Source organism: Cupriavidus alkaliphilus (assembly GCF_014191175.1).
In the GTDB taxonomy this organism is placed as follows: Bacteria; Pseudomonadota; Gammaproteobacteria; order Burkholderiales; family Burkholderiaceae; genus Cupriavidus; species Cupriavidus alkaliphilus.
The window spans coordinates 168,065-190,651 of sequence record NZ_JACHWE010000009.1; the positions used below are offsets into that span (position 1 = coordinate 168,065).

Sequence of the window (22,587 nt, forward strand, 5' to 3'; positions counted from 1 at the left end):
TGTGCGCTGATCAGAGCGAGTTAGTCGCCAGGCTTGTCACCCGACCCGCCCCATACAACCCCAGCCCGAACACCGCATGCGTCACCAGGCTATGCACCCGCGCCACGTTCGGCCTTGGCGTGCGGCTGGCCGCGATGCCGGCGCCCATCGCGGGCTGCATCAGCAGGAAGGGCGCGGCGACGCTGCCGAGGCCGACGATCAGCGCCGGTGCCAGCGTCGGCCGGCGTGTCCAGTCGAGACCCCATAAGGCCAGCAATATTCCCGCAAACGCGATGCCGGTCAGGTAATGGGCGATCCAGCCGATGGCCTGCTCGCCGCGCACCGGTGGCGTGGCCGCGATGGGGTGATGGCGGAAACGTCCGCGCGGCAGCCAGCCGAGCCAGCGCCCGACCAGGCCATAGTTCAACGCGGGCACGCCGAGCAGCCGTTGGCGCAGGATGGCCCAGGCGTCCATGACCAGCGTGGCGCCGGTGCCGATCACCGCAGCGTGGAGCAGCATCGCGGTGGTGACTTCAGGCATGGTCCCGGTCCCGGGCAATGGGCGAAGCGGCCGCGGTCGCGCGGGCCGTGATGGTCCAGCAGGCCGCGGTGTAGCGCACGGTGTCGCCATGCATGTAGGGCGCGAATGCGGCGCGCACGGTGTCGATGACGCGCTCGCGCGTGGTGGCGTCGGCGCCTTGCAGCGCCAGCCCGACCGGGCCCAGCCGGGACAGGTAGCCCGCCAAGGCCGGCTCCGGCAGGGTGCAGGTGACATCGGTCGGGACGATGTCGATATCGTCCCAGCCGCTCGCCTGCAGGATCGACAGCACGCGCTCGCGGTCGCCAAAGGCGAACTGCCCGGGCGCACCGGGTCGCCGTGGCGGCAGCCCGGGCAGCAGCGGGGCGGCGGCGCGCTCGGCGGTGGTCATGAAGGGGTTCTCGGCGGCGCTGCGCCAGGCGATGCAGTGCAGCCTGGCGTCGGACGTCGCGGCCCAGCGCAGGTTGGCGAAGGCGCGCACCGGATCGTCGAAGAACATCACGCCCAGGCGCGAGACGATCAGGTCGAAGCTGGCCGGGGCAAAGGCGTGCTCCTGCGCATCGGCGTGGACAAAGCTTGCGTCGATGCCTTCGCGTTGGGCGCGGGAGCGCGCGGCGGCGAGCATCGGCGCGGAAATATCGATGCCGGTGCAGTGCCCTGTCACACCGAGGCGCCGCGCCAGCGCCAGCGTGGTGCTGCCGGTGCCGCAGCCCACGTCGAGGATGCGCTGCGCCGCGGCGTTGCCGGCGGCCTGGACCAGTTGCGCTTCCAGAGGCCGGAACATGTTGTCCAGCAGGCCCTGGTGTTCGACCCAGGCCTGGCCGGAGGCGCCGTTCCACAGTGCGGCCTGCTCGCCGCCGTTGCCGCTGGTTTGCCGTTGTTCACCCATGGTCTTATCCCCTTGCTTGGCTGGAAGCTACACTGTGCCAGTTCAAGTGGACTTGAGGTCAAGACGTGAAAAGCCTGGATATTGCGGAGGTGGCCCGGCAGGCCGGCGTGCCGGCCTCGACGCTGCGGTATTACGAGGAAAAGGGACTGATCGCGTCGATCGGCCGGCGCGGGATGCGGCGCGTGTTCGATGCGGGCGTGCTGGAGCGGCTGGCGCTGATCGCGCTGGGGCGGGCCGCCGGCTTCTCGCTGGACGACATTGCGCGGATGTTCTCGCCGCAGGGCCAGCCTCGCATCGACCGGCAGATGCTGGCCGCCAAGGCCGACGAGCTGGACCGGACCATCCGCAAGCTGACGGCAATGCGCGACGGGCTGCGGCACGCGGCGGTGTGCCCGGCGCCAAGCCATATGGAGTGCCCGACCTTCCGCAGGATCGTGCGGGCGGCGAGCACCGGGGCGATCGGCGGGCGGCGCGAGCATCCGCCCGTGCCGCCCGCCAGGGCGCGATGACTGCCGGGGATTTCAGCCCAGCCTGAACTGGCCCACCGCCCCCGCAAGGCTGCCGGCCTGCGCCTGCAGCGCCGCGGCCGCCGCGGTCGACTGCTCCACCAGCGCCGCGTTCTGCTGCACCATCTGGTCCAGCTGGCTCACCGCCATATTCACCTCTTGAATGCCGCGGGTCTGTTCCATCGCTGCGTGAGTGATCTCGTTAATAATGCCGGTCACTTTCGAGACGTTGCCGACGATCTCGCCCATGGTGTCGCCGGCGCGGCGAACCTGGTCGGAGCCCGAGGCGACGCTGCCCACGGTGGTTTCGATCAGGGTCTTGATCTCGCGCGCGGCCTGGGCGCTGCGCTGGGCCAGCGCGCGCACTTCGCCGGCGACCACGGCGAAGCCCCGGCCCTGGTCGCCGGCGCGCGCGGCTTCGACGGCGGCGTTGAGCGCCAGGATGTTGGTCTGGAAGGCGATGCCCTCGATCACGCCGATGATGTCCGACACCTTGACCGACGCGGTCTCGATCTGGCCCATGGTGCTGATCACTTCGCCGATCACCACGCCGCCGTCGGCGGCCACGCGCGAGGCGGCGGCGACGGAGTCGTTGGCGTGCTGCGCCGAACTGGCCGACTTGCCCACGGTGGCGGTGATCTCTTCCATCGACGCGGCGGTCTGCTGCAGGCTGGCGGCGGCGGACTCGGTGCGGCGCGACAGGTCCATGTTGCCGGCGGCGATTTCGTCGGACGCGGCGCGCACCGATTCGCTGGCGTCGCGGATCTGGCGCATGATGGTGCAGAGCTTGTCGGCGAAGGTGTTGAAGGCGCGCGCGATCTGCGCGACCTCGTCGTTGCCGTCGGCGGGCAGGCGCTGGGTCAGGTCGCCGTCGCCGGAGCCGATCGCATCCATGGCGTCGCGCACGGTGGACAGGCCGCGCAGCGACATCGTCGCCACGCCCCACACCACCGCGGCGGCCACGCCGGCGATCAGCACCAGCGCGATCACTGACGCGATCAGCACCGAGCGCATGCCGGCGGTGGCCTCGGCCTTGTCGAGCGCGACGATGACCATCCAGTCGGTGCCCGGGATGGCGCGCGCACCCAGCAGCTTGGCGCTGCCGCCGACTTCGACTTCCAGCGGCGTCTTCGCGCCGGCTAAAGCGGCCAGCTTGTCGGCGCTCAGCGCGGGCACCAGGTCCGTGACGGGCTTGAGCGTGAGCTTGTCGTCGGTGTGGGCGACGATGTCGCCGTTCCTGGCCACCAGCATGCCGAAGCTGGCCGGCGATGGGTGGATCGCCTTGACGTTGGCGATCACGGTATCCATCGCCACATCCCCGGACACCACGGCCTGCACCGCACCGTCGCGCACCACCGGCGCGGCAAACGCCACCACCAGCTTGCCGGTGCCGGCATCGACATAAGGCGGCGTGACCACGGGTTTGCCGGCCGCGGTGGCTTGCCGGTACCACGGGCGGCCGGTGGGGTCGTAGCCGGGCGGGATGCCCTGCGGGTTGGAAAACTTCGCGGTCTTGTCGGCGTAGCCGACGTACACATTGGTGAAGCCGCCGGCCTGGGCGATCTGCCTGAGCGCAGCATCGGGTTCGGGCTGCAGCACGGCGTCCTGCAGCGACTCGATCATCCGGCTGTGCGAGGCCACCCAGTCGACGATGGCGCTGGCGTGTCCGCTCTGCACGGCGGCGAGGCTGCCGTCGATGGCGTCTTCGTTATAGCGATTGGCAACGAACTGGTTCAGTGCCGTGTTGATGGCGAGCGCGGCGACCACGATGGCGACGCACAGGGCCACGATCCGCGCGCGGATGGTAGTGAACATCAAGGGGAATCCTTCGTAAGGAATCGTTGGGGGTGTTTGCAGCAAGCTGCAGCGTGGGATTTCCACCCCGCTGTATACGGTGCGCGGCCTGACGACTTGAGCGATGTGATGCATATCGCCCGCAGTACGCAGACGTTGACGAAACAATGCAGTGAATTCGTGCGCGAGCCGGCGCCTGGGCGGGCTGGACGCGGCGATGCTCACCGATACACGGGACGAAACCCGGGCGTCCGGACGCAGCCTCTCCGGCGCTGGCAGTGCAACGCAATAAGCGTCACGTTGCGGCGCAATGGCAGCGCCGGGTCCCTGCGTCCCTGCAACGGGCCGGCCGCAGCAGACCCGATGCCGCATTGCATGGAAACCGGCTGGTCATCGCCCTTGTACCCTCCGGTAGCAACCATGACCGCTCATGCAGACAAGGCGCGGACTTTTTCACAACGTATTACAAAGATTTACAACGGTTATGCGAACCGCAACATAAGCTCCGATCACCCCACAAACAACAATACGGAGAAACTACCGTGTCAGTCCTTTCTAATACTTCTGCGCCGTTGCGCCTGCTGGCCCTGAGCGGCGTGCTTGCGCTGGCCGCTTGCGGCGGTGGCGGCGGCGACGACGGCCCCGGGCGCGGCACGCTGCAGGTATCGATGACCGATGCGCCGGCCTGCGGTTTCAACAATGTCTTCGTGACCGTCAACAAGGTGCGCGTGCACAGCAGCGCCAGCGCCGAGGCCAGCGCCGGGGGCTGGGTCGATATCGACGTCGTGCCCGCGCGCAGGATCGACCTGCTGTCGCTGACCAACGGCGTGATGACGGTGCTGGGCCAGACCGCGCTGCCGGCCGGCGATTACCAGCAGGTGCGCCTGGTGCTGGATGCCAACCGCGGCAGCGGTGCCTCGGCCCTGGCCAATTCGGTGGTGCCCGTGGGTGGCGCCGAGCAGCCGCTCGACACGCCCAGCGCGGTGCAGTCGGGCATCAAGATCAATCGTCCGTTCACGGTGGCGCGCGACACGCTGACCGACCTGGTGCTGGACTTCGACGCGTGCAAGTCGGTGGTGACGCGCGGCAATGGCACCTATGGCCTGAAGCCGGTGGTGACCGCGATCCCGATGACCGTCAGCGGCGAAGTCAACGGCGTGGTGGCCGCGGCCCCGGGTGCGCGCGTCTATGCCGAGCGCAACGGCGTGGTGGTGAAGTCGACCGTGGCGGACGCCAACGGCAGCTTCCGCCTGTCGCCGATCGAGCAAAGCAGCACGGCCGGTCCGGTCGACGTGGTGGTGGTGCCGGGTGCGGCCAACGCCAAGGCGGCGGGCATCGTGCGCGGCGTGCCGGTGGTGGTGGGTACGCCCACGGCGATCTCGACCGCCGCGGCGCCGATGACGCTGCCGGCATCGACCTATCGCCGCGTCTCGGGCGTGGTGGCGCCGGCTTCGGCCGAAGCCACGCTGCGCGCGCTGCAGCTGGTCAACGGCGGCACCTTTGAAATCGCCGCGACCGCGGCGGCCAGCGATACCGGCGCCTACAGCCTGTTTGCGACCGAGCCCGCGCTGCCGGTGGCCGCGCCGGTGATCGGCACCTACCAGGCCGCGCTGCCGATCCCGCTGTCGCCGGATGGCGCCGCGGCAGGCAAGTACAGCATCCAGGCCACCAGCATCACCGGTGCCGTGCAGACGCAGCCCGCGGACGTCAACATCGCGGACGTGCTGCTCAATTTCTCGTTCTGAACCCGGGGGATCGGGGAGCGGGCCGGAAGGGGGCATTGCCCTCTTCCGGTTTTTTCATGGGCGCTCGGTTTAGCGACGCCCTCACCCGCCTGGCTCGGATTCCCGCTAGACTGCCAGTCTCGCGATTCGGGAGACCGCGCCATGCCAGCACGCCCCGCGGCGAAGGCCGCATCCACGCCTGCCGCACCCGCTGCGGCCGCATCCAGGACCAAATCGGGCACGCCATCGCGCAAGGCCGCCACGGCGGCCGGGCTGGTGCGCGTCGGTATCGGCGGCTGGAATTACGCGCCGTGGCGCGACAACTTCTATCCCGCCAAACTGCCGCAGGCGCGCGAACTGGCCTACGCCAGCCGGCACCTCAGCGCGATCGAAATCAACAGCACGTATCACGGCACGCAGAAGCGCACGTCGTTTGCCAAATGGCGCGACGAGACCCCCGATGACTTTGTCTTTGCGGTAAAGGCCTCGCGTTTTGCCACCAATCGCCGCGTGCTGGCGGAGTCCGGCGAGTCGATCGCGCGCTTTATCGACAGCGGCATTGCCGAGCTGGGCCGCAAGCTGGGGCCGGTGGTGTGGCAGTTCGCGCCCACCAAGCAGTTCGATGCGGACGACTTCGAGGCCTTCCTGCAATTGCTGCCGGCATCCGTGGAAGGCGTGACGCTGCGCCACGTGCTGGAGGTGCGCCACGACAGCTTCCGCTCGCCCGATTACCTGAAGCTCGCCCGGAAATACAAGGCCGCCACGGTCTTTACGGATTCGCCCAGGTTTCCGTCGATGGCGGACCTGACCGCCGATTTTGTCTACGCGCGGCTGATGGAAAGCAGCGAGAAGCTGAAGACCGGCTATGGTCCGAAGGCGCTCGACCAATGGGCCGCACGCGCGCGGTCGTGGGCGCAGGGCGCGCAGCCGGAAGACCTGCCGATGCTCGAAGACCGCCAGCCGGCGGCACGCAAGCGCGAGGTCTTTCTCTTTTTCATCAACGGTGCCAAGGAACGCGCGCCGGCCGCCGCGCAGGCGTTGCTGGAGCGGCTGGGCTGGACGCCGCCCGCCGCTGCGGATGCCTGACGCCGGATCGCTATAATCCCGCATGAACTCGACCCCTGTGCAAGCACACCCGCAGCCGCAAGCCGGCGCCGCTTTCTCCACCCTGCCCTTGTCGCCCGCCATGCTCGCCACGCTGGCGCAGCTCGGCTATGACGAAATGACGCCGATCCAGGCGGCCAGCCTGCCGATCACATTGGCGGGGCATGACCTGGTGGCGCAGGCCAAGACCGGCAGCGGCAAGACCGCGGCGTTCGGGCTGGCGCTGCTGCACCGGCTCGATCCGCGCCGCTTCGACGTGCAGGCCATGGTGCTGTGTCCCACGCGCGAGCTGGCCGACCAGGTCACGCAGGAAATCCGCCGCCTGGCGCGCGCCGAAGAGAACGTCAAGGTGCTGACGCTGTGCGGCGGCTCGCCGATGCGCCCGCAGGTCGACAGCCTGATCCACGGTGCGCATATCGTGGTCGGCACGCCGGGCCGCATCCTGGACCACCTCGACCGCGGCAGCCTGGACCTGTCCGCCATCAATACGCTGGTGCTGGACGAGGCCGACCGCATGCTCGACATGGGTTTCTTCGACGATATCGCCTATGTGGTCAGCCGGTGCCCGAAGGAGCGCCAGACGCTGCTGTTTTCCGCGACCTACCCGCCCGGCATCGACAAGCTCAGCCACCGCTTCCTGCGCAATCCGCAGTCGCTCAAGCTGGAGGCCACGCATGACAACAGCACCATCCGCCAGCGCTTCTACGAAGTGGAAGAGAGCGAGCGCCTGAACGCCGTGGGGCGGCTGCTGGACCACTTCCGCCCGGCCAGCACGCTGGCCTTCTGCAATACCAAGGCGCGCTGCCGCGAACTGGTGGAGCTGCTGCGCGCGCAGGGCTACCAGGCGCTGGCGCTGCATGGCGAACTGGAGCAGCGCGAGCGCGACCAGGTGCTGGTGCAGTTTGCCAACCGCAGCTGCTCGGTGCTGGTGGCCACCGACGTGGCCGCGCGCGGGCTCGATATCGCCCAGCTCGAGGCGGTGATCAATGTCGAGATCACGCCCGATCCGGAAGTGCATGTGCACCGCATCGGCCGCACCGGCCGTGCCGACCAGGAGGGCTGGGCCTTCAGCCTGGTGAGCATGGACGAGATGGGGCGCGTGGGCAACCTGGAGCAGCACCACGGCGGCGAATTCGAATGGCATCCGCTGGCCGAGCTGACCCCCGCCAGCGCCGAGCGCCTGCTGCCGCCGATGGTGACGCTGCAGATGCTGGGCGGCCGCAAGGAGAAGATCCGTCCCGGCGACATCCTGGGCGCGCTGACCGGCGAGGCGGGCTTTGCCAAGGAGCAGATCGGCAAGATCAACGTGCTGGAAATGTCGACCTATATCGCCGTGGAACGCAGCATCGGGCGCGAGGCGGTGAAGCGGCTCAACGCCGGCAAGGTCAAGGGCAAGAAGGTGAAGGTGCGGATGCTGACCGAGTAGTTGGGGTGTCGCCAGCAGTGCGAGCGTCACACCCTTGCTTACAAAGATTAGCGTAAGTCACCCTGTAAGCCCGCGCATTCCTTTGCTACTCTGGTTCCATTGGCAGCAAGCCAGGTAGCGCCAGCCGCATGTTTTCTCGACGGAAAAGGAGTTGGTGATGAAAACCGCACGCCAGGTTCTGGAGTCCAAGCCGAGTCAGGCCATCTACAGCATTCCCCCCACGGCGTCCGTCTACGCCGCGCTGCAGCTGATGGCCGAGAAAGGCATCGGTGCGCTGCTGGTCATCGAGCATGGCGAGATCAAGGGCATCCTCAGCGAGCGCGACTACGCGCGCAAGGTGATCCTGATGCAGCGCACCTCGCGCGAGACGCTGGTGCGCGACATCATGACCAATGCGGTCATCTACGTCAGCGCCAACCAGACCACCGACGAATGCATGGCGCTGATGACCCGGCACCGGCTGCGCCACCTGCCGGTGATGCAGGGCGACGAGCTGATCGGCATGCTGTCGATCGGCGACCTGGTCAAGGACATCATCTCGGAACAGCAGTTCATCATCGAGCAGCTGGAGCATTACATCACCGGCGGCGGTCGCTAGCCCTTTGTCGCCCGCAGCAGGCCGTCTCGCGCGCGGACGGCTTGCCGCCTTCCTTCGGCTTCCCGAGAGACGAGGCAGCTGCTTCGCGCGCGTCCTGACAGGCCCGCCGACCCCCACCGCAAGCACGATATCCGCTGGCCGCATATAATTATGCGTTCGCTGAATTAGGCCATCCGCCCCGGCGTCACGCCTCCCTCGCGCGGTTCCCGGCCGAGATTCCCCGCATTTGACGTTGCTTTCGCCGCACATGGCTGCGGCTTGTGCTTGCCCATGTCTTCGCCCGCTTCCGCCGCACCCGCAGTTTCGCCTGGCTCCGCCAATACCAACGCCCTGCCCGTCCATGATCACCGCGCCGTCATGCGCGTGATTGGCGGCATCGTGCTGTGCATCCTGCTGGCCGCGCTCGACCAGACCGTGGTGATCCCGGCGGTGCCGGCGATTGCCAATGACCTGAACGGCTTCGGCCACCTGTCGTGGATCGTCACGGCCTACCTGATCGTGTCGACGGTGACGACGCCGTTGTACGGCAAGCTGTCCGACAGCTTCGGCCGGCGGCGCCTGCTGATGGTGGCGATCACGCTGTTTATCGGTGCCTCGGTGGCGTGCGCGCTGGCGCAGACGCTGGGCCAGCTGATCCTGTTCCGCGCGCTGCAGGGCGTGGGCGGCGGCGGGCTGATGTCGCTGGCGCAGGCCGCCATTGCCGACGTGGTGGCGCCGCGCCAGCGCGGGCGCTACCAGGGCTACCTGGCCACGGTATGGGCGGTGGCGTCGGTCGCCGGGCCGCTGGTGGGCGGCTGGGTCTCTGACCACATGTCGTGGCGCTGGCTGTTCTGGGTCAACGTGCCGCTGGGGCTGCTGGCGATGTTCATGTGCTACCGCGGCCTGGCCATGCTGCCCGCGCGCGGCGAGCGCGCGCGCGTGGACTGGCTGGGCGCGCTGCTGCTCGCGGTGGCCATCGTCGCCTTCCTGCTGGCGATGAGCTGGGGCGGCGATATCTATGACTGGCTCTCGCCCGAGCTGGGCGCCCTGCTGCTGGCCGCGGTCGCGGCCGTGCTGCTGCTGACCTGGCAGGAACGCCGCGCGGCCGACCCGATGCTGCCGCCGCGCCTGTTCGCCAACCGGTCCTATGTGCTGGGCGTGGCCGCGTCGGCGCTGGCCGCGCTCGACATCTTCCTGTGCATCTTCGCCCTGCCCCTGCACTTCCAGCTGGTGCGCGGCGCCGATGCGTCGACCTCCGGCCTGCTGGTGATGCCGTTCCTGCTGGCGACGGTGGCGGGCAACTTCATCGTGGCGTGGCTGGCGCCGCGCGTGGGCCGCATGCGCGGCATCCTCACCGCGGGCTATATCGCTGGCGCGCTGGGCCTGATCGTGCTGGCGCTGGTGACCCCGGCCGTGCCGCTGGCGGTGGTGCTGGCGGCGATGACGCTGGCCGGCGTGGGCCTGGGCATCACCATGGTGGCGACGCTGATGAGCGTGCAGAACGCGCTGGAGCGCCGCGATACCGGTGCCGGCACCGGCGCGCTGCTGGTGCTGCGCTCGCTCGGCAGCGCGCTGGGCGGCGCCCTGGCCGGCACGCTGCTGACGCTGGAATTCCGCCAGGCGCTGACGGCCTCGGGGGTCACGCAGGCGCTGGACCTGGGCGCGCTGCGCCATGGCAGCGAGGCCTTCGCGCAGCTGTCGCCTTCGGTGCGCGCCGTGCTGGCCGGCGGCGTGGAGTCCGGCTTCCACCTGATCTTTGCGGTGGGCGCCGCGGCGGCGGTGTTGGCGCTGCTGATCGTGCGCCGCATGCCGGACGTGGAGCTGCGCAGCAGCGTCACCGAGCACGCCGCCACGCTGGCGATGGACTGACCGGAGGGAAAGCGGGCCGCATCCGGCCGGCCGCCATCGGCGTAAACTACGCGTACCCGAACCAGCGAGCCGACCACCGGAGCCCCGTCGCCATGAGCCGTCGCCCCCTGCCTTTCCGCCAGTCCGTTCCCCTGGCTGCCACCCTCACCCTGGCAGCCGCCAGCGCGGCCCTGCTGCCGGCACCGCTGCGCGCAGCCGACAAGCCTGCCACGCCCGTCGCCGCTGGCACCTGTCCGGCATCGCTCAATTTCACCTTCCCGCGCCTGCAGGACGATGCCCCGCAGAACCTTTGCCAGTACGCGGGCAAGGTGGTGCTGGTGGTCAATACCGCGAGCTATTGCGGTTTCACGCCGCAGTACGAAGGGCTCGAGGCGCTGTACGCGAAGTACAACGCGCGGGGGCTGGTGGTGCTGGGCTTCCCGTCCAACGACTTCTCGCAGGAGCCGGGCTCGCAGAAAGAGATCGCGGATTTCTGCTACAACACCTACGGCGTCAAGTTCCCGATGCTGGGCAAATCGCATGTGCGCGGCAGCGAGGCCAACCCGATGTACGCGCTGCTGGCCAAGCAGACCGGCACCGCGCCGAAATGGAACTTCTACAAATACCTCATCGGCCGCGACGGCAAGGTGGTGGCCAGCTACGGCAGCCGCACCGCGCCGGACGACAAGGAACTGGTGGCGAGGATCGAATCGCTGCTCGCCGCGCCGCGCTGAGCAGCGATCCGTCGTGGGGCCGGGCTTAGTCGCGCACCAGCCCTTCGGCTCGCATCGCTTCCTGCACGGCGGGCCGCGCGCCCACGCGCGACAGGTATTGCTGCAGCGCCGGGTAGTCGTTCAGCGGCAGCTTGAGGATGCGCGCCCAGCCGACGATGGTGAAGCAGTACGCGTCGGCCACCGTGAAGATGTCGCCGGTCAGGTACTGGCGGGTTTGCAGGTGCTGGTCGAGTTCGGCAAAGCGGCGCTGCAGCCTGGCCTTGCACTCGTCCTGGGTGCTTTGCGCGGTTTCCTTGTGCCACAGCCAGGGGCTGAACACCTTGTGCAATTCGGTCGAGACCAGCGTGATCCAGCCCGTCGCTTCGAGGCGCTCGCGGGTGCCGGCCGCGGGCAGCAGCTTGCGTTCGGGAACGAGGTCGGCGATGTACTGCAGCAGCGACGCCACCTCGGTGTGGCGCGAGCCGTCGTCCAGCTGCAGCAGCGGCACGTAGCCACGCGGGTTGATGGTGTAGTAGTCGTCGCTGTCGTTCTCGGGCACGGCCAGCTTGTGGGTGTGCAGGTCGACCCTGGCCAGCGTGACCGGCAGGCCGGCTTCGCGCAGGGCGATATGGACGGCCATCGAGCAGACGCCCGGAGTGTAGTAGAGCTTCATCGCGATCCTGTGGTGGTTGCCTGGCCGCCACGCCATGCGGCGGCCGTGCAGGCAGTCTAGGATCGGGCCCCTTATGCAGCAATGCGCGTCCTTGCGGACGCGCATTGCAGATCTGCACAGGACGATGGCTGTCCCGGCTTACTCGACTTCGCGGAACAGGCGGCCCCAGCCCCGCAGTTCGCGCGTATCCACGCCGCACAGGCGCAGCGACTTCCACACCACCGTGGAGATCGTGTCGTACAGCGGGATGCCGGTTTCCGCTTCCAGTTCTTCGGCCAGGTGCGCGGCGCGCAGGTTGGTGCAGAACGTGGTGATGGCCTGCGGCTGGTGCTGCGCCAGGCCGCGCACCATCTCGCGGATGGTGTCTTCCTCGACTTCGGCGAAGCTGTAGTTCACGTGCAGGTCCAGGTGGCTCTCGGCCACGCAATGAAAGCCGCTGCGCTCATAGTTGGCGATGATGCGCTGCTGCACGTCGTCCAGGTACGGTGTGGCCAGGCCGAAGTTGCGCGCGCCGGTCTTTTCCAGGATCTCGTTGAGCGCCAGCACCGAGGTGGTGGCCGGGATGCCGGTGGCTTCGGTGATCTGTTTGCACAGCGCTTCGTCCTTGTCGAAGCCGAGCCAGCCGGAAGAGGTGCCGTTCCAGGCGATGACATCGACGCGCGCGTCGGCCAGCAGGCTGGCCGCGGCCAGGATCTTGTCGAGGTTGAACTGGCCCAGGGCCTGGTCGCGCAGCGAGATCTCGGTAACGGTGAAGCGCGAGAAATGGGCGCTGACATTGGGCAGGCCGGCCACCATCGCGCTGGTGATGGGTTCGAGCGCGGTGTTGGAAGACGGCGTCAGCATGCCGAGTCGGATTTGCTTGGTCATTGTGGTTCTGTCTCAGGAGTGAGTGCGGGCGCCGGGACGTTGCCGGCGCCTGTCGCGGGTTTGTTGGTCTTGCAGAGCTCGGTGATCCGGCGGGTCTTCAGACCGGGATCTTAGTCTCGTAGTCGATCGCGGTGGAAGCCAGCAGCAGGCCCACGCCGGCCGCGGCGAAGAACATCAGCGCCAGGAAGTACGAGCCGGTGAACTGCACGATCATGCCGACGATGATCGGCACCGAGATGCCGCCGATATTGCCGCCCAGGTTCATCACGCCGCCCAGGAAGCCGACCTTGTTGCGCGTGCCCAGCATCGACGGCACGCACCAGAACAGGCCGCACCAGCGCAGGAAGAACAGCGTGGAAGACAGCAGCACGACCACCACCACCGGGTCGGTGACGTAGGCCACCGAGAAGATCGACGCCGTCGCCACCACCGCGGCGATGCCGAACAGCGTGCGCATCACCACGTTGGGCCGGCCGCCGGCTTCCTTCCATTTGTCGGCGATCCAGCCACCGATCAGTTCGCCGACGAAGCCGCTGAAGAAGATGATGAAGCTGGCGCCGCCCATCTGCTTGATGTCGAAGCCGTGCACCTTGTTCAGGTAGTTGGGCATCCAGGTCAGCAGGCCGTAGAACACGGTGTTGAAGCACATCCAGCCGATCGCCATGCACCACACCGAGCGGTACTTGAAGAAGTCGAGCGAGCGGCCCGACAGGTTGGCCGGCTCGGCGCGGTGCTCGTTGGCCAGGGCTTCCTCGATGTAGCGGGCTTCCAGTTCATTGACGCCGCGGTGCTCGCGCGGGGAGTTGCGCACGTAGTACCAGGCCAGCACGCCGGCCAGCACCGTGCCGACGCCGGCGACGATAAAGGCCAGGCGCCACGAGCCGAGCGAGGCGATCAGCCACGTGATGATGATCGCGCCCAGTGCCGCGCCCAGCGGCGCTCCGCCGTCGAGCAGGGTGGCGCCGCGGCCGCGCTCGTTCTGCGTCATCCAGATCGCATTGAGCTTGCCCCCGGCCGGGTAGATCGGCGCCTCCGCCGCGCCCAGCCCCAGCCGGGTCAGCAGCAGCGATGTGGCGTTGGTGGTGAAGGCCGCCACGGCCTGGGCAATGCCCCAGAACACGGTGGCGCACGCAATCACGATGCGCGGCTTGTACTTGTCGGCCAGCATGCCGCCCGGCACCTGCATCAGCGCGTAGGTCCAGAAGAAGGAGCTGAGGATCAGGCCCTGCATGGCGGGGCTGAGGTCGAACTCCTTCGCGATCAGCGGCATGGCCACCGACAGCGAGGCGCGATCGATGTAGTTGATCGCGATGAGAAACAGCATCATCAAAAAAATCTTCCAGCGCACCGAGGTTTTGGCCTCGGTCATCGCTGTTGCCCGCGTTGTCGTCTGCATGACGGCGTCTCCTGTTTTCGTCCTTTGGTTGAGGCAGTTCTGATGGGGTGTCGCGCAACAGGCCGGAGTATAGGATACGTAATCTGTAATTACAACGCGTGTAAGTTGTTGATTTTACGATGTTGCGGATGCACAGTTTCGGGGTGTGGTAGCCTTGCTGTGGTGCATTTCCCCATTTTGGTGACGTCTGTGACACAAACGCTTTCCCCTTCCGCGCGCTTGCGCACGCTTGGCATGTCGGCCGAAATCGCCGCGCGGCTGCGCACCATGATCGAAGAGGGCGAACTGCCGCCCGGCGCGCGCATCGATGAACGGGCCTTCTGCGAGACCTTCGATGTGTCCAAGACGCCGCTGCGGGAGGCGTTGAAGGTGCTGGTGTCCGAGGGGCTGGTGCTGCACCGGCAGTACATCGGCTACCGCGTGGCGCCGCTGGACCTGGAGGAACTGCGCGCCACCTTCGAAACCCTGCACGGGCTGGAGGCGCTCGCGGGGGAACTGGCGGCGCAGCGTCTGGGCGCGGCGGCGATGGCCAAGCTGGAGCGGCGCCACCAGGCCATGATCGACGCCCATGCCGCTGGCCGGCGCACCGACTATTTCCGCATCAACCAGGAGATCCACCAGCTCATCATCGACGGTGCCGCCAACCCGGTGCTGGCCAGCGTCTACGCCTCGCTGATGAGCAAGGTGCACCGCGCCCGCGGCGCCGCCAATGCCGATACCCTGCGCTGGCAGGAGTCGCACGAGGAACACGAGGCCATCATGGCCGCGCTGCGCGAACCCGGCCGGCCGCGGCTGGCCCAGGTGCTGCGCAGCCATTCCGAGAACACCGCCCGGGAAGTGCTGACCGTGGTGGCGCAAACGCTGGCCGAGGGCCACGCGCGCAACGGCGCGCTCAAGCAATCCGCCTGAACCCCCTTCCAAGAACACACCACCTCACGACGACGATGAAACTGGTTCGAGTAGGCAATCCCGGCGCGGAGCGCCCTGGCATGATCGATGAGGCAGGCCGCGTGCGCGACCTGTCCGGCGTGATCCCCGATGTCGATGCGGCGCAGCTGGCGCCGGCCGCGCTGAATGCGCTGGCGCAGGTCGACCCGCAGACCCTGCCTGTCATCGAAGGCGCGCGTTTTGGCGTGCCCTGGACCGGACTCGGCAAGATCGTCGCGATTGGCCTGAACTATGCCGACCACGCCGCCGAAGCCGGCATGCCGCTGCCGGCCGAGCCGATCGTGTTCCTGAAGGCCAACAGCTCGCTCAATGGCCCCAACGACGCGGTGATGCTGCCGTTCGGCTCGCACAAGACCGACTGGGAAGTGGAGCTTGGCGTGGTCATCGGCACCACCGCGCGCAACGTCTCGCGCGAACTGGCGCTGGAGCACGTGGCCGGCTACTGCGTGGTCAACGATGTCTCGGAGCGCGAGTTCCAGATCGAGCGCGGCGGCACCTGGGACAAGGGCAAGGGCTGCGACACCTTCTGCCCGGCCGGCCCGTGGCTGGTAACGCGCGACGAAGTGGCGGATCCGCAGGCGCTGGGGCTGTGGCTGGAGGTCAACGGCGAGCGCGTGCAGCAGGGCACCACCGCCACCATGGTGTTCGACGTAGCGACGCTGGTGAGCTATGTCAGCCGCTTCATGACGCTGCTGCCGGGCGACCTGATCGCGACCGGCACGCCGCCCGGCGTCGGCATGGGCTGCAAGCCGCCGCGCTTCCTGAAGGCCGGCGACACCATGCGCCTGGGCGTGGACGGGCTGGGCGAGCAATCGCAGCGGGTCGTGGCCTACGGCGAGCGGTGACGCGGCCGCCGGAAGGGTTCCCCATCGATACGCTTTCATACAAAGCGTTTGGTTTTCACACAAAGCGTACGATTAGGGCAACAGTTCCGGCGCACAAAGCGGCCCGATTACATGGTTTTACAGGAAATCCGGGGCCTGACGTTTCGCTCGCCTTTTCTGCGTGAAATACTGGTTATACAGGTTTCGCCAGAGAGCAAAACGTCATGTCCGAGCACGCCCCCGAAATCGAGTCTTACCTCGGCGCCACTCTTCAGTCCCCCGCCTCATCGCTGAAGCACCGATACTGCGCGCTGGCCGATACCCTCGACAGCCGCGCCGAACTCGAAGCCATCCGGCGCAATATCCACCAGCATCCCGAACTTGCCTTTGAAGAGGTCCGCACCGCCGGCCTGGTCGCCACCTTGCTCGAAGGGTGGGGCTACACGGTCACGCGCGGCGTGGGCGGCACCGGAGTGGTGGGTACGCTGCGCTGTGGCGAGAGCGGCCATAGCGTGGGCATCCGCGCCGACATGGACGCCTTGCCGATCCATGAGCGCACCGCGCTGCCGTACGCCAGCGCCAATGCCGGCCGCATGCACGCGTGCGGCCATGACGGCCATACCGCGATCCTGCTCGGCGCGGCCCGGCAACTGGCGCGCACGCGCAATTTCAACGGCACCGTGCACCTGATCTTCCAGCCGGCCGAGGAAGTCGGCGCCGGCGGCGGCGCCGAGCGCATGCTGGCCGACGGGCTGTTCGAGCGCTTTCCGTGCGATGCCATCTTCGGCCTGCATAACCATCCGGGCGTGGAGCAGGGCACATTCCTGTTCCGCGCGGGCCCGTTCATGGCCGCGTGCGACACCGTCACCATCACCATCCGCGGCAAGGGCGGCCACGCCGCGCGGCCGCACCAGTCGGTCGACCCGATCCTGGTGGCGGGCAGCCTGGTGATGGCGCTGCAGTCGGTGGTGTCGCGCTATATCGACCCGAACGAAACCGCGGTGGTCACGATCGGCACGCTGCACGCCGGCCACGCGCCCAATGTGATCCCCGACCACGCGCGCATGGAGCTCAGCGTGCGCTCGTTCAGCCCCGAAGTGCGCGCCGCGCTGGAACACCGCATCCGCCAGCTCGCCACGGCGCACGCCGAAGGCTATGGCGCGGTGGCCGAGATCGATTACGTGCGCGGCTACCCGGTGCTGGTCAACAGCGAGCGCGAGACCGAGTTCGCGCGCCAGGTGGCCGAGGAACTGGTCGGCGGCGGCAAGGTGGTGGACCAAGCCGCGCGCATCGCCGGCAGCGAGGACTTTGCCTACTTCCTGCAGCAGCGTCCCGGCTGCTTCGTGCGCCTGGGCAACGGCGCCAACCAGCCGCTGCTGCACAACGCCGGCTATGACTTCAACGACGACAACCTGACCGTGGGCGCCGCTTACTGGACGCGGCTGGTGGAGCGCTACCTGGGCAACTGAGCACGGCTGCCGCCTCGCGCCCGCATTGCCCTAGCGGAAGAACGCGCTCGGCGGCACGCCGAACTGCCGCCGGAACATGGTGGCGAACGCGCTCGGGCTGTCATAGCCCAGGTCCAGCGCCACATCCACCACCTTGCTGCCGGCCGCCAGTTTTTCCAGCGCGGCCAGCAGGCGCGCCTGCTGGCGCCATTGGCCGAAGGTCATGCCGGTTTCGCGCGCAAAGCGGCGCTGGATGGTCTTGGGATCCAGCCCCAGCCGCGCGCCCCAGTCCGCCAGCGTCAGCGCGGTGTCGGGCGCGCCGGCGATGGCGTCGCAGATCTGCCGCAGGCTGGCATCGGCCGGGCGCGGCAGGTGCAGCGGCAGCGACGGCACCAGCATCACTTCATCGAGCAGCAGCCGCATCAGCCGCGCGTCGCGCGTGTCGGGCGCGTACGGCAGCGCGATCTCCACCGCGGCCAGGATCAGCTCGCGCAGCAGCGCCGAGATGCCCAGCACGGTGCAGCGCTGCGGCAGATCCGGCGCGGCATCGGGGCGGATATAGGCGGTGCGCATCTGCACCCGGCCCACCATGCGGATCCAGTGCGTGGTTCCGCCCGGCATCCACATGCCGCGCGTGGGCGGCACGATCCACTGGCCATCGGCGGTGGCCACCACCATCACCCCGTGCACCGCGTGGATCAGTTGCGCATGGGGGTGCTGGTGCGGCTGGGTGACGTGACCCGGCAGGTAGTCGGCGGCCATCGCGGTGACCGGCAGCGGGCTGCGGTCGAAGCGGAAATAGGGCGGCGGATCGCCGTAGGTATCGCCCAGCGCCAGCGTCTCGGGCGTGGGATCGGGCAGTGCCTGACCGGTCCGACGGCCGGCGGGCGCCGCGGCGGAAAGAGGGCGGGGGGCGCGCGCCATGTCCTTTTCTCCAAGGTTGCGGACCTATTCTCGCAGGACAGGCGTGGGCGCGCCAGCTAGCATCGGTGCTCAGATCCTTTCCCGGCCGGCGCCCCCGCTGGCCGCTTTCCGTTTGTCGAGAGCCGCCAATGAGCACAACCATCGACTCCGCGCCGGCTGGCGCAGCCCCCGCGACCCCATCCCTGGCCCCGTCCCCGCAGTCGGAACGCACCGGTTTCCGCGTGCTGTCGGCCATCAGCTTCGCCCACTTCCTCAACGACATGATCCAGTCGCTGATCCTGGCGATCTATCCGATGCTGAAGGGCGGCTTCAACCTGAGCTTCACCCAGATCGGGCTGCTGACCATGACCTACCAGATCACCGCGTCGCTGCTGCAGCCGGTGGTGGGCCTGTACACCGACAAGCATCCCAAGCCGCATTCGCTGGCGGTTGCGATGGCCTTTACGCTGGCCGGCCTGCTGTTGCTGTCGGTCGCGCCTACCTATGGCGTGCTGCTGGTGGCCGCGGCGCTGGTCGGCACCGGCTCGTCGATCTTCCACCCGGAGTCGTCGCGCGTGGCGCGCATGGCGTCGGGCGGCCAGCACGGGCTGGCACAGTCGATCTTCCAGGTGGGCGGCAACGGCGGCAGCGCCATGGGCCCGCTGCTGGCCGCGCTGATCGTGCACCAGCAGGCAAGCCTGGCGTGGTTCTCGCTGGCGGCGCTGGTGGGCATCGTGGTGCTGTGGCGCATCGGCGGCTGGTACGCGCGCCAGCTGGCGCAGGGCGCGCGCAAGCGCAAGGTGGCCGGCGCCACGGCCAGGCCGGTGGCCACGCGCGTGGTGGTGCGGGCCATGGTGGTGCTGATGGTGCTGGTGTTCTCCAAGTACTTCTACATGGCCAGCCTGACCTCGTACTACACCTTCTACCTGATGGAGCGTTTTTCGCTGGCGCGCCAGGACGCGCAGCTGCACCTGTTCCTGTTCCTGTTCGCGGTCGCCGCCGGCACCATCCTGGGCGGCCCGATCGGCGACCGCATCGGCCGCAAGCGCGTGATCTGGGCCTCGATCCTGGGCGTGGCGCCGTTTACGCTGCTGCTGCCGCACGTGGGCCTGTTCTGGACCACGGTGCTGACCTTCATCATCGGCTTTATCCTGGCCTCGGCGTTCTCGGCGATCCTGGTGTTCGCGCAGGAACTGATTCCCGGCAAGGTCGGCATGGTCTCGGGCCTGTTCTTCGGCTTTGCCTTCGGCATGGGCGGCATCGGCGCCGCGGTGCTGGGCGGCATGGCCGATACGCACGGCATCCGCGCGGTGTACGAGTACTGCGCCTACCTGCCGCTGCTGGGCTTGCTGACGGTGTTCCTGCCGGATCTGCGCGAGGGCCCGCAGCGCGCCTGAAGCACGTCTCAGTCGCCTGGCTTGCCTTCGCCGCCATCGCCGCCATCGCCGCCATCACCCGCTGGCGGCTCGAACGCGCGCAGCCAGCGGCGCAGCAACGCGGCCAGCTGCGCGCGCTCGGTCGCGGTCAAGCCTTCCAGCAGGCGGTGCTCGTTGGCCACGTGCAGCTCCACCGCGTGGTCGACGCGCTCGCGGCCGGCGTCGGTCAGCGCCACCAGCAGCCCGCGCCGGTCCTCCGGGTTGGGCTCGCGCCGCACCAGCCCGGCCCGCTCCAGGTGGTCGAGCCGGTTGGTCATGGTGCCCGAGGTGATCATCAGCGAGCCGATCAGCGCGCCCGGCGACAGCGCATAGGGCGGCCCGGCGCGCCGCAGCGTCGCGAGCACGTCGAATTCCCATGGCTGCAGCCCGGTTGCGCCCAGCGCGGCCTCGATGGCCCGGCCGGTATGGCGGTTGAGCCGGCCTAGCCGCCCAAGGATGCCCATCGGCGAGGCATCGAGATCGGGGCGTTCGCGCGCCCATTGGGCGAGGATGCCGTCGACATGGTCGGGGGTGTCTTCGGATTTGCGGCGGGCGGTCATCAGGGCAGGGCGGGCAGAACTAAGCGGATCGAAGTATCTTGACATCAATCAATCGCCTTCGTAAAGTGAATTATCTTGACGTCAAGAATATCGACATGAAGGCGAATGGAACTTCCACTTCCGGCGCAGTCGGTCCGAGCCTGAAGGACATCCTGCTGACCGGCCTGGCCCCCGCGATCTGGGGCACCACCTACCTCGTCACCAGCCAGTGGCTTCCGCCCGGGCAGCCCTTGCTTTCCGGCGTGATCCGGGCGCTGCCGGCCGGCCTGGCGATGCTTGCCTTCGGCAGGCAGTTGCCGCGGGGCGGCTGGTGGTGGCGCGCGGCGGTGCTGGGCGTGCTCAATATCGGCTTCTTCCAGGCGATGCTGTTTATCGCCGCCTACCGCCTGCCGGGCGGCGTGGCGGCCACGGTCGGCGCGATCCAGCCGCTGATCGTGGTGGTGCTGGCATGGGCCTGGCTGGGCGCGCGACCGCGTCCGGCCGCCTGGATGGCCGGCGCGGGCGGGCTGCTGGGCGTGGCGCTGCTGGTGCTCGGACCGGCCGCGCGGCTGGATGCCGTCGGGGTGGCGGCGGCGGCCGCGGGGGCGGTGTCGATGGCGGTGGGCACGGTGCTGACGCGCCACTGGCAGCCGCCGGTCTCGCCGCTGGTGCTGACGGCATGGCAGTTGTGCGCGGGCGGGCTGTTCCTGCTGCCGTTCGCGCTGGTGCTGGAGCCGCTGCCTGGGCATTTCACGCTGGCCAACTGGCTCGGCTACGCGTGGCTCAGCATTGTCGGCGCCGGCTTCAGCTACGCGCTGTGGTTCCGCGGGGTGGGGCGCATGCCGTCGGCCGCGGTGGCCGCGCTGGGCTTGCTCAGTCCGGTCAGTGCCACGGTGCTCGGCTTCCTGGTGCTGGGGCAGGCACTGACGGCGGTGCAGGCGGCGGGCGCGCTGCTGGTGCTGGGCAGCGTGTGGCTTGGCCAGCGCGCGGCCGCGCCCGCCACGGTGGCGCGTGCGCAGGCGGCCTGATGTCATCCGCGAAGGGTGCTGCTGCCGGGCGGAATTTTGCGGCATCATGGCGGGCACTCAAGTCAGACGTGCCCGTTCCCGCCGACGATGCCAGCCGCCCCAGACCCTTCCGCCGTCCCCGCCACGCCGCCCTGCGAGCGCTGCCTGGCGCTGGCCGACGACCCGCGCCGGCGCGAGCCGCCGGCCTGCCTGGCGCTGCGCGGCACGGCCCCGGTAGTCACCCAGAGCGCGGCCGGGGTGCCGTACAGCATGCTGTCGTTCTGCTGCCGCGACTGCGGCACGGGCTGGCGGCTCTACGACCGCGCCAACGAGCTCTTTGTCTCGTGGGTGCCGGAGCGGCCGCTGGAGCGCTGAGCACGCCGCATGATCGGCTAAGATAGCGGCTGTTCCGCGCCGCGCCGGCCCATTGCCGCCGCGCGGCCGCTTCCGTCGAATCTCTCCCGCTTTCCCATCATGGCCATTCCCTTCCGCTCGTCGCTGCTGGCCGCAGCGTGCGCCTTCAGTGCCGCCGCTCTGGCCCCCGCCACGGTCGCCGCGGCCGACGCCTATCCCAGCCGCCCGATCCGCCTGATCGTCGCCTATCCCACCGGCGGCATCAGCGATACCGTCGCGCGTGCGCTCGGCGAGCGCCTGTCGGCGCAGATGGGTACCTCGGTGGTGGTCGAGAACAAGGCCGGCGCGGGCGGCAGCATCGGCATCGATGCGGTGGCCAAGGCCGCGCCGGACGGCTACACCCTTGGCTTCGCCGCGACCAGTCCGCTGACGCTGAATCCGCATGTGGGACGCGTCAACTACGATCCGCAGAAGGATGTGGCGCCGGTGATGAGCGTCATGTATTCGCCGGTGCTGGTGGTCGCGACTTCCGCGTTCACCGGCAAGAGCTTTGCCGACGTGGTCGGCCAGGCCAGTGCCAAGCCTGGCTCGGTACGCTGGGCCACCTCGGGCCTGGGCACCGTCGGCCATGTGGTGCTGGAACAGATCAAGCAGAAGTCGAAGTCCGACATCGTGCTGATCCCGTACAAGGGCGCGGGCCAGCAGATGAACGATGCGCTCGGCGGCCAGTTCGAGGTGATGAGCACCAACGCCAGCCCGGTGCTGAGCCAGCATATGCAGGCCGGCCGCCTGCGCGCGCTGGCGGTGGGCGCGCCGAAGCGCCTGGAAAGCCTGCCCGCCGTGCCGACGCTGGCCGAGCTGGGCTACCCCAAGGCCAACCTGACCTCCACCTTCGGCGTGTTCGCGCCGGGCAAGACGCCCGCGGCCATCATCAACCGCCTGAACGCCGAGCTGAACAAGGCGCTGGCCGAGCCGGAAGTGCATGAGCGCCTGCTCAAGGGCGGCGAAGTGCCGACCGGCGGTACGCCGGCGCAGTTTGCCAAGGCCATCCGCGAAGAGTCCGCGGAGAACGCCCGCATCGTCAGGGAAGCCGGCATCAAGGCTGACTGAAGCAC

The 22,587-nt window shown here is 68.7% G+C and carries 22 protein-coding genes; 14 read left to right on the forward strand and 8 right to left on the reverse strand.

What is annotated here, in order from left to right; genetic code table 11:
* Positions 1-10 precede the first annotated feature (10 nt).
* Both FHX60_RS24445 and FHX60_RS24450 read right to left on the reverse strand, forming a co-directional pair.
* A complete protein-coding gene (locus FHX60_RS24445; protein ID WP_183284909.1) occupies positions 11-520 on the reverse strand; it encodes a DUF2938 domain-containing protein in 510 nt (169 codons plus the stop codon).
* Entirely contained in the window at positions 513-1,406 is an 894-nt protein-coding gene (locus FHX60_RS24450) for a class I SAM-dependent methyltransferase (RefSeq protein ID WP_183284910.1), read from the reverse strand. Before FHX60_RS24450 ends, FHX60_RS24445 begins: the two co-directional genes overlap by 8 nt.
* 65 nt (positions 1,407-1,471) lie before the next feature.
* Between FHX60_RS24450 and FHX60_RS24455 the strand changes: the two genes are divergently transcribed.
* Complete coding sequence (locus FHX60_RS24455) at positions 1,472-1,915, forward strand: helix-turn-helix domain-containing protein (RefSeq protein ID WP_112776065.1); 444 nt, start codon at positions 1,472-1,474, stop codon at positions 1,913-1,915.
* A gap of 12 nt (positions 1,916-1,927) precedes the next feature.
* Here the strand turns inward: FHX60_RS24455 and FHX60_RS24460 are convergent, their stop codons facing one another.
* Complete coding sequence (locus FHX60_RS24460) at positions 1,928-3,727, reverse strand: methyl-accepting chemotaxis protein (RefSeq protein WP_183284911.1); 1,800 nt, start codon at positions 3,725-3,727, stop codon at positions 1,928-1,930.
* Between the two features lie 521 nt (positions 3,728-4,248).
* On the opposite strand from FHX60_RS24460, the gene FHX60_RS24465 reads away from it, so the two are divergent.
* From FHX60_RS24465 to FHX60_RS24490, 6 genes are all read left to right on the forward strand, one after another.
* The gene (locus tag FHX60_RS24465; protein ID WP_092315284.1) at positions 4,249-5,451 is read left to right on the forward strand and encodes a DUF4382 domain-containing protein; all 1,203 of its coding nucleotides are present in this window, start codon (positions 4,249-4,251) and stop codon (positions 5,449-5,451) included.
* Positions 5,452-5,592: 141 nt separating this feature from the next.
* Positions 5,593-6,516 (forward strand): DUF72 domain-containing protein, encoded by a 924-nt coding sequence (locus FHX60_RS24470; RefSeq protein ID WP_112776067.1) that lies wholly within the window; start codon positions 5,593-5,595, stop codon positions 6,514-6,516.
* Between the two features lie 22 nt (positions 6,517-6,538).
* On the forward strand, positions 6,539-7,960 hold the full coding sequence (dbpA, locus tag FHX60_RS24475; protein ID WP_112776068.1) for an ATP-dependent RNA helicase DbpA: 1,422 nt from the start codon (positions 6,539-6,541) through the stop codon (positions 7,958-7,960).
* Between the two features lie 157 nt (positions 7,961-8,117).
* Entirely contained in the window at positions 8,118-8,558 is a 441-nt protein-coding gene (locus tag FHX60_RS24480; RefSeq protein ID WP_112776069.1) for a CBS domain-containing protein, read from the forward strand.
* 357 nt (positions 8,559-8,915) lie between these two features.
* Positions 8,916-10,406: an MDR family MFS transporter gene (locus FHX60_RS24485; RefSeq protein WP_183284912.1), complete on the forward strand. Its 1,491-nt coding sequence runs from the start codon at positions 8,916-8,918 to the stop codon at positions 10,404-10,406.
* Between the two features lie 92 nt (positions 10,407-10,498).
* Positions 10,499-11,119, forward strand: a complete 621-nt coding sequence (locus tag FHX60_RS24490; RefSeq protein ID WP_183284913.1) for a glutathione peroxidase — start codon at positions 10,499-10,501, stop codon at positions 11,117-11,119.
* A gap of 25 nt (positions 11,120-11,144) precedes the next feature.
* On the opposite strand, the gene gstA is transcribed toward FHX60_RS24490, so the two are convergent.
* From gstA to FHX60_RS24505, 3 genes are all read right to left on the reverse strand, one after another.
* Complete coding sequence (gene gstA, locus FHX60_RS24495) at positions 11,145-11,771, reverse strand: glutathione transferase GstA (RefSeq protein ID WP_183284914.1); 627 nt, start codon at positions 11,769-11,771, stop codon at positions 11,145-11,147.
* A 138-nt stretch (positions 11,772-11,909) separates the two neighbouring features.
* On the reverse strand, positions 11,910-12,638 hold the full coding sequence (locus tag FHX60_RS24500; protein WP_018314317.1) for a maleate cis-trans isomerase family protein: 729 nt from the start codon (positions 12,636-12,638) through the stop codon (positions 11,910-11,912).
* A gap of 97 nt (positions 12,639-12,735) precedes the next feature.
* Complete coding sequence (locus tag FHX60_RS24505) at positions 12,736-14,034, reverse strand: MFS transporter (protein ID WP_116330226.1); 1,299 nt, start codon at positions 14,032-14,034, stop codon at positions 12,736-12,738.
* A 42-nt stretch (positions 14,035-14,076) separates the two neighbouring features.
* Between FHX60_RS24505 and FHX60_RS24510 the strand changes: the two genes are divergently transcribed.
* The 3 genes from FHX60_RS24510 (at position 14,077) to FHX60_RS24520 (ending at position 17,275) form a co-directional block, all read left to right on the forward strand.
* Positions 14,077-14,943, forward strand: coding sequence for a GntR family transcriptional regulator (locus FHX60_RS24510; protein ID WP_244981403.1), 867 nt, complete (start codon positions 14,077-14,079; stop codon positions 14,941-14,943).
* 35 nt (positions 14,944-14,978) lie between these two features.
* On the forward strand, positions 14,979-15,827 hold the full coding sequence (locus FHX60_RS24515; RefSeq protein WP_183284915.1) for a fumarylacetoacetate hydrolase family protein: 849 nt from the start codon (positions 14,979-14,981) through the stop codon (positions 15,825-15,827).
* A 203-nt stretch (positions 15,828-16,030) separates the two neighbouring features.
* Positions 16,031-17,275 carry a M20 aminoacylase family protein gene (locus FHX60_RS24520; RefSeq protein WP_183284916.1) on the forward strand — a complete coding sequence of 415 codons (1,245 nt, stop codon included), beginning with the start codon at positions 16,031-16,033 and terminating at the stop codon, positions 17,273-17,275.
* Positions 17,276-17,305: 30 nt separating this feature from the next.
* On the opposite strand, the gene FHX60_RS24525 is transcribed toward FHX60_RS24520, so the two are convergent.
* A complete protein-coding gene (locus FHX60_RS24525) occupies positions 17,306-18,178 on the reverse strand; it encodes an AraC family transcriptional regulator (RefSeq protein WP_183284917.1) in 873 nt (290 codons plus the stop codon).
* Between the two features lie 128 nt (positions 18,179-18,306).
* On the opposite strand from FHX60_RS24525, the gene FHX60_RS24530 reads away from it, so the two are divergent.
* Positions 18,307-19,554, forward strand: coding sequence for an MFS transporter (locus tag FHX60_RS24530; RefSeq protein ID WP_260164635.1), 1,248 nt, complete (start codon positions 18,307-18,309; stop codon positions 19,552-19,554).
* An 8-nt stretch (positions 19,555-19,562) separates the two neighbouring features.
* On the opposite strand, the gene FHX60_RS24535 is transcribed toward FHX60_RS24530, so the two are convergent.
* Positions 19,563-20,132 carry a MarR family winged helix-turn-helix transcriptional regulator gene (locus FHX60_RS24535; protein WP_183284958.1) on the reverse strand — a complete coding sequence of 190 codons (570 nt, stop codon included), beginning with the start codon at positions 20,130-20,132 and terminating at the stop codon, positions 19,563-19,565.
* Positions 20,133-20,227: 95 nt separating this feature from the next.
* Between FHX60_RS24535 and FHX60_RS24540 the strand changes: the two genes are divergently transcribed.
* The 3 genes from FHX60_RS24540 to FHX60_RS24550 all read left to right on the forward strand — a co-directional run bounded on the left by FHX60_RS24540 (position 20,228) and on the right by FHX60_RS24550 (position 22,582).
* Positions 20,228-21,139 carry an EamA family transporter gene (locus tag FHX60_RS24540; protein WP_183284918.1) on the forward strand — a complete coding sequence of 304 codons (912 nt, stop codon included), beginning with the start codon at positions 20,228-20,230 and terminating at the stop codon, positions 21,137-21,139.
* 87 nt (positions 21,140-21,226) lie between these two features.
* A complete protein-coding gene (locus FHX60_RS24545; RefSeq protein WP_112776077.1) occupies positions 21,227-21,493 on the forward strand; it encodes a hypothetical protein in 267 nt (88 codons plus the stop codon).
* A gap of 99 nt (positions 21,494-21,592) precedes the next feature.
* Positions 21,593-22,582 (forward strand): Bug family tripartite tricarboxylate transporter substrate binding protein, encoded by a 990-nt coding sequence (locus tag FHX60_RS24550; protein ID WP_183284919.1) that lies wholly within the window; start codon positions 21,593-21,595, stop codon positions 22,580-22,582.
* Positions 22,583-22,587: the final 5 nt, after the last annotated feature.

Excerpts from the sequence above, each read along its gene's own strand:
- FHX60_RS24550 (WP_183284919.1), top strand. The coding sequence starts at position 21,593 with ATGGCCATTCCCTTCCGCTCGTCGCTGCTGGCCGCAGCGTGCGCCTTC.
- dbpA (WP_112776068.1), top strand. The coding sequence starts at position 6,539 with ATGAACTCGACCCCTGTGCAAGCACACCCGCAGCCGCAAGCCGGCGCC.
- FHX60_RS24485 (WP_183284912.1), top strand. The coding sequence starts at position 8,916 with ATGCGCGTGATTGGCGGCATCGTGCTGTGCATCCTGCTGGCCGCGCTC.
- FHX60_RS24540 (WP_183284918.1), top strand. The coding sequence starts at position 20,228 with ATGAAGGCGAATGGAACTTCCACTTCCGGCGCAGTCGGTCCGAGCCTG.
- FHX60_RS24460 (WP_183284911.1), bottom strand. The coding sequence starts at position 3,727 with ATGTTCACTACCATCCGCGCGCGGATCGTGGCCCTGTGCGTCGCCATC.
- FHX60_RS24505 (WP_116330226.1), bottom strand. The coding sequence starts at position 14,034 with ATGCAGACGACAACGCGGGCAACAGCGATGACCGAGGCCAAAACCTCG.
- FHX60_RS24520 (WP_183284916.1), top strand. The coding sequence starts at position 16,031 with ATGTCCGAGCACGCCCCCGAAATCGAGTCTTACCTCGGCGCCACTCTT.
- FHX60_RS24470 (WP_112776067.1), top strand. The coding sequence starts at position 5,593 with ATGCCAGCACGCCCCGCGGCGAAGGCCGCATCCACGCCTGCCGCACCC.
- FHX60_RS24500 (WP_018314317.1), bottom strand. The coding sequence starts at position 12,638 with ATGACCAAGCAAATCCGACTCGGCATGCTGACGCCGTCTTCCAACACC.
- FHX60_RS24535 (WP_183284958.1), bottom strand. The coding sequence starts at position 20,132 with ATGACCGCCCGCCGCAAATCCGAAGACACCCCCGACCATGTCGACGGC.
- FHX60_RS24525 (WP_183284917.1), bottom strand. The coding sequence starts at position 18,178 with ATGGCGCGCGCCCCCCGCCCTCTTTCCGCCGCGGCGCCCGCCGGCCGT.
- FHX60_RS24515 (WP_183284915.1), top strand. The coding sequence starts at position 14,979 with ATGAAACTGGTTCGAGTAGGCAATCCCGGCGCGGAGCGCCCTGGCATG.
- FHX60_RS24510 (WP_244981403.1), top strand. The coding sequence starts at position 14,077 with ATGGGGTGTCGCGCAACAGGCCGGAGTATAGGATACGTAATCTGTAAT.
- FHX60_RS24490 (WP_183284913.1), top strand. The coding sequence starts at position 10,499 with ATGAGCCGTCGCCCCCTGCCTTTCCGCCAGTCCGTTCCCCTGGCTGCC.
- FHX60_RS24480 (WP_112776069.1), top strand. The coding sequence starts at position 8,118 with ATGAAAACCGCACGCCAGGTTCTGGAGTCCAAGCCGAGTCAGGCCATC.
- FHX60_RS24445 (WP_183284909.1), bottom strand. The coding sequence starts at position 520 with ATGCCTGAAGTCACCACCGCGATGCTGCTCCACGCTGCGGTGATCGGC.
- FHX60_RS24545 (WP_112776077.1), top strand. The coding sequence starts at position 21,227 with ATGCCAGCCGCCCCAGACCCTTCCGCCGTCCCCGCCACGCCGCCCTGC.
- FHX60_RS24450 (WP_183284910.1), bottom strand. The coding sequence starts at position 1,406 with ATGGGTGAACAACGGCAAACCAGCGGCAACGGCGGCGAGCAGGCCGCA.
- gstA (WP_183284914.1), bottom strand. The coding sequence starts at position 11,771 with ATGAAGCTCTACTACACTCCGGGCGTCTGCTCGATGGCCGTCCATATC.
- FHX60_RS24530 (WP_260164635.1), top strand. The coding sequence starts at position 18,307 with ATGAGCACAACCATCGACTCCGCGCCGGCTGGCGCAGCCCCCGCGACC.